Below are 4,867 nucleotides of genomic sequence, written 5' to 3' on the forward strand. Positions count from 1 at the left end.
ACTAACGGGAATCCCCCACCATAGCCGTTAGGCTTGGTGGTGGGAGGATGTCAACGCATCAAATTCAAACCTGCGTAATCTTGATCAGCAATGCACTTTCCGGCTGCATCACCGGCATCATCAGGCCAACCTGTTCCAGCAGCGCAGCACTCATGATGGCAGGCTCGGTCATCCAGGGCGGGCACTGTTTCATGTAAATATCGGAAGAGCTTTTTTCCAATACCTGCACCTTATAGTCTTTTTCCGGGTCCAGGCCGGGAATCTGCAGAGTGGCGGACATGGCATATTCAGGCATGTCCAACTGGGCGAACATCACCACGGCTTCCTGCTTGTCAGTGCTAACAACTCCCCAGCCCTGTGACGCTTTATGGGCGGTGTCGCAGCGGAAATGATCACCGGTATGCAACAGGTGTCTTAAGGACTTGTGCAGGGCAATGTATTTGGCAAAGGAGCGCTTCTCTTCCTCTGACGCACTGGCCGGGTCCAGCTCTACCCCCATATGACCAAACAGGGCGGTAATACCCCGGAAGTCATGGTTATGCTGTCGACCCGTGGTGTGGCAAAGCGTTGCCCCGATATGGGCACCGGTAATTTCCAGCGGGAAGAAGTAGCTGGCACCCTTCTGAATGGTTTGTCTTTCCAGGGCATCATTACAATCCGATGCCCAGAAGCGGTGGGTGCGCTTGAGTACTTCAAAGTCAACCCGGCCACCACCACCGGAACAGGTTTCAATTTCCACCAGCGGGTGTCGTCTGCGAACTTCATCCACCAGTCGGTAATAAGCCTGAACGTGGCCATGGAAGGCAGCACGATTTTGGTGTGTCGGTTGTACCAGTTCCCGGTTCATATCCCATTTGATGTAGCGGATATCATAGTCACTGAGCATGCTGTCGAGACGTTCCAGAACGTAGTCGAAGGCTTGTGGAATTTGCAGATTCAGCACGTACTGGTTACGGATGGTGACCTGATCGTACCCTTCAGTACAGAGCATCCACTCTGGATGGGTCCGATAGAGGTCCGAGTTCGGGCTGATCATTTCCGGTTCAAACCAGAGGCCAAACTCCATATTGTGTGCTTTCACGCAATCGATAATGGGCTGCAGACCCTGGGGGTATTTTTGTTGGTCAAGGTACCAGTCTCCCAGCGCAGCTTTGTCATCATTACGACCGCGGAACCAGCCGTCATCAATAATGAAGCGCTCCACGCCGATTTCTGCCGCTGAGCGCACCATTTTCAGAATGTAGTCCGGGTTGTGGTCAAAGTAGATGCCTTCCCAGGTATTCAGATGGACAGGACGGACTTTTTCCGGTTCCGGGAAACGGATGATTTCAGCGCGGACGTGGCTATGGAAATTCTGGCTGATGCCGTTCAGACCTTTGTTGCTGTAGGTGCTGTATAGGGTTGGTGTCGTATAGCTGGCACCGGGTGCCAGCTCGACTTCTCCCGGCATCAACAGTTCACCGGCCTGCAGGTAGCGGCGCCCATCACTCATCGCTTCGGCATGAAAGCGGTGGTTACCACTCCATCCCAGGTGAAAGCCATAGACTTTACCGGCGGTTTCGCTGAAGTTGGGCTGGCCAATCATCATGCCCGGAAAGTGCTCGTGAGAAGTTCTGCCCCGGCGGTTTTCCAGGATAAAGCCGCTGCGGTCCAGCAGTTTGCGTTCAGTTTGGAACTCGTGGGTCCAGCGGCCATGGAAGTACATGATTTCCCTGGCGTGAGTGGGCAGTAGCAGGGTATTGGACAGCTTATTCAGCTGGTAAGGTGTGTCCCCTTCATTGGTGAGTTCCAGCGATGTTTCCAGCACATGGGTGGCGGTATTCAGGCCCATGCGGATCACCAGCTTCAGGCCGGCGATGGTATCCCTGCTGGAAAACAACACCTGATTATTGACCAGTGTTGTCTCTTCCAGGGTGAATTCCGGTGACCAGTTGTCACCCTGGCGGCTGCCTTCAAGACCCGGCGATGTGAACAGTCCCCGGGCGTGTTCCGGGCAGAGGGAGACCAGGGTATCGGTATCGATCCGGGCCTGAGGCACCGGGTGGTGGTTGGCGGTAAAGAATCCTTCCAGATCGATGCCATCGGGCAGGCGCTTGCCCCAGTACAGCATCACTGGAAGGGAGGTGTCTGCCTTGATCACCAGGCTGGTGGTGTCTGAGGATAGATGGATTAATGGTTTGCTCATCACGTTGTACTCTTGAAAAAGTGCTCGTAAGAAATGGTTCTGGCTATTCAACAAAAATACCCCCGCATAAGGGGGGCAAAACATGGGTTATCCAGTCTTCAGACAATAGCAGCTACAGCACTTTGATCCTTGCTAAAACCGGCATCCAGACGATACGTCTTTTTGTAGATAATGGCGCTCAGGGCAATCAGTACTGCAGGAATCAGGATCATCAGCACTTTCAGTCCGATAATGGTTTGTGGTGTCTGAACAACGTTGGGCACATAGCCGATAAACGTCAGACCAAAACCGATCAGGAAGCCTGCCAGGGCACCGGCACATTTCACCAGCATGGTTTGCACTGAAAAGATGATGCTCTCGCTGCGTAAGCCGGTTTTGGCTTCGCCGTAATCCACCACATCGGCCAGCATAACCGTAGAGAGACCATTGAACAGACCGTTGCCGAATTTCAGGGCGGCACCGGCCAGACCCACCAGAATGGCGCTTTCCGGGGCAATCACGCTGGAAAAGTAGAGTACGGAACTGCACAGAATCGGAAAGCCGCAGGCCAGGGGCCACATCAAACGACGATTGACTACTTTAGCAATCCAGGGGAACAGGAAGATACCCGAGAATTCGGCTACCCCGGCCACCAGGGAGAACATTGGGAACAGTTCCGGTTTACCAATGGCGTAGGTGAAGTAATAGATGGCAAAGCCACCCACTAACTGAATGGCAATATTAAACGACAGTACAAAGCCGATCAGTGACTTCAGCTGATCATTATCACCAATGATCTTTTTGACATCGGAAATATTGAATTTCTCACCGGACACTTTTTGATTGGCGACTTTTTCCTTGACCTGGAAAAAGGTGATCAGTGCACTGGCGATAAATGAAATAACAATGGCAATGCTCAGGTAGAAAAAGCCCTGGCCTTTATTGTCGCCACCAAAAACACCAACAGCATAAAGACCATAGGTTCCCATGACCGTCCAGGCGATGCTGGCAAAAATACGTGGCCAGACCACCAGGTGCTCACGCTCTTCCCGTTTGCTGGAAAGCGACGGAATCATCGACCAGTAGGGAATGTCCATAATGGTGTAGGTGACTCCCCAGAGGATATAGGTTACCGCTGCATAAATATAAACAAAGGTGCCTTCAAATTGATGGGTGTTGAACACCATCAATAATACCACCGAGTTAACCAGCGTGCCGATGAGAATCCATGGGCGGAATTTACCGAACCGGGAGCGGGTATTATCAACGATCATGCCCATCAAGGGATCAGTAAATGCATCAATAAAACGGGCAACAAAGAACAGTGAACCGACGAAGACGGCAGAGAGGCCAACGACATCGGTGTAATAGAACATTAAAAAGATATAGATAATAGAGCAGGCAAAATCTTTGCCCAGGGCACCCAGGCCATAAGAGGCTTTGGTCTTCAGCGTTATATGCTGGCTATCTGCATGATCATTCATTGTCATCTGTGCCAATCAAGAATTGTATCTGAATTAACTCACCATTCGATGGAGAGTTAACCCCTGTTTAGAAAATTAATAACAGCAATAAAATGTTGTAAATCCGGGCAGACGGCTAATTCTGAACCATTAACCGTCGCAGGGTGTTGCAAAGCTTCCGGATAACACCCCTGAGAGAACCGGTGATCACGACAGTTCGAACGACCACTGGTACATCGGTTGAGTCAACAGGTACTCAGGGCGCACGCTCGGAGTCCAGGAATCATCGCCACCGATACCCATGTGGAAGCCATCCAGATAGACAAAAATGCCTTCTTCTTCCTGAAGCTCGTGGGTATGGGTTGCCCTGGCCAGTTGTGCCTGACCGTAGGGGCTGACACTGAAATGGAACTGTCCTGTTACCCGGATATCGCCCAGCATCAGCGCCTGGGTATCGCACCGCAGACCATTGTCGCTTGGGAAAATGTAAGGCGTGTGCATGGCCTTGAGGGACTGCTCCCAGTGTCCGATATCCGCGCTTAACTTGCGGTCCGGATAATTTTCGTGGGGCCCACGGCCAAACCAGTTCACCTGAGCCGGTTGTTCCCTCAGTCTCAGGCAGGCACCGATGCGGGGCATAGGCGGCAGATCACCATCAACAGTGACCTCAATATCAATACGGGCGCTGCCACTGGCGGCAAACTGGTAGGTCCATACGCTGCGCAGAATCTCTCTTTCCGGTTGTTCCGGATGGAAATAGCCATGGTGAGACAGAACCAGCCCTTTCTCAGCGTCGCATTCAACCAGCAGGCAACGGTGTTGCAGGTTGTTTAATCCGGCCCGCTCCCAGCGTGGCATCCAGGCATTGGGGTCCGGACGGTCAACTTCACTGACACCAATATCGTTATCCAATGGTGCGCGGTAGAAATTGTCAGCCAGCGGGGTAAGCAGTTGTTCTTTGCCGCCTTTTACCCAGCTCACCAGCTGGCCATTGATACGGTCAATGGTCCAGTTGTTTTCTGTGGCATTGACGGTAAAGCTGCATTCGGTTTCATTGATGACCGCAGATGTCGACAAGCGTGGAGTAACCGCTTGATTGGTCAGCGATCCCGTCAACATAAACTGTTGGCGTGCCACTTCGTGGCTGGCTTCCGACCAGTCGGTTGCTTCAGGCTGGATAATAGAGAGATCCAGTCGTGGCAGTTGGCCGCTGACGGTCAGTGACTGCTCAGACAGTACC

General features: G+C 52.3%; 2 protein-coding genes and 1 pseudogene. All 3 read right to left on the reverse strand.

Annotation, left to right across the window (positions count from 1 at the left end):
- Nucleotides 1–64: 64 nt before the first annotated feature.
- Nucleotides 65–2,185 carry an alpha-galactosidase gene (locus tag KDK13_RS12415; RefSeq protein ID WP_257285288.1) on the reverse strand — a complete coding sequence of 707 codons (2,121 nt, stop codon included), beginning with the start codon at nt 2,183–2,185 and terminating at the stop codon, nt 65–67.
- A 98-nt stretch (nt 2,186–2,283) separates the two neighbouring features.
- On the reverse strand, nt 2,284–3,648 hold the full coding sequence (gene melB / locus KDK13_RS12420; protein ID WP_257285289.1) for a melibiose:sodium transporter MelB: 1,365 nt from the start codon (nt 3,646–3,648) through the stop codon (nt 2,284–2,286).
- A 186-nt stretch (nt 3,649–3,834) separates the two neighbouring features.
- A pseudogene (gene lacZ / locus KDK13_RS12425) lies at nt 3,835–4,867 on the reverse strand (beta-galactosidase); the annotation flags it as partial.

It is taken from the genome of Endozoicomonas sp. SESOKO1 (assembly GCF_024606265.1).
GTDB lineage: Bacteria > Pseudomonadota > Gammaproteobacteria > Pseudomonadales > Endozoicomonadaceae > Endozoicomonas.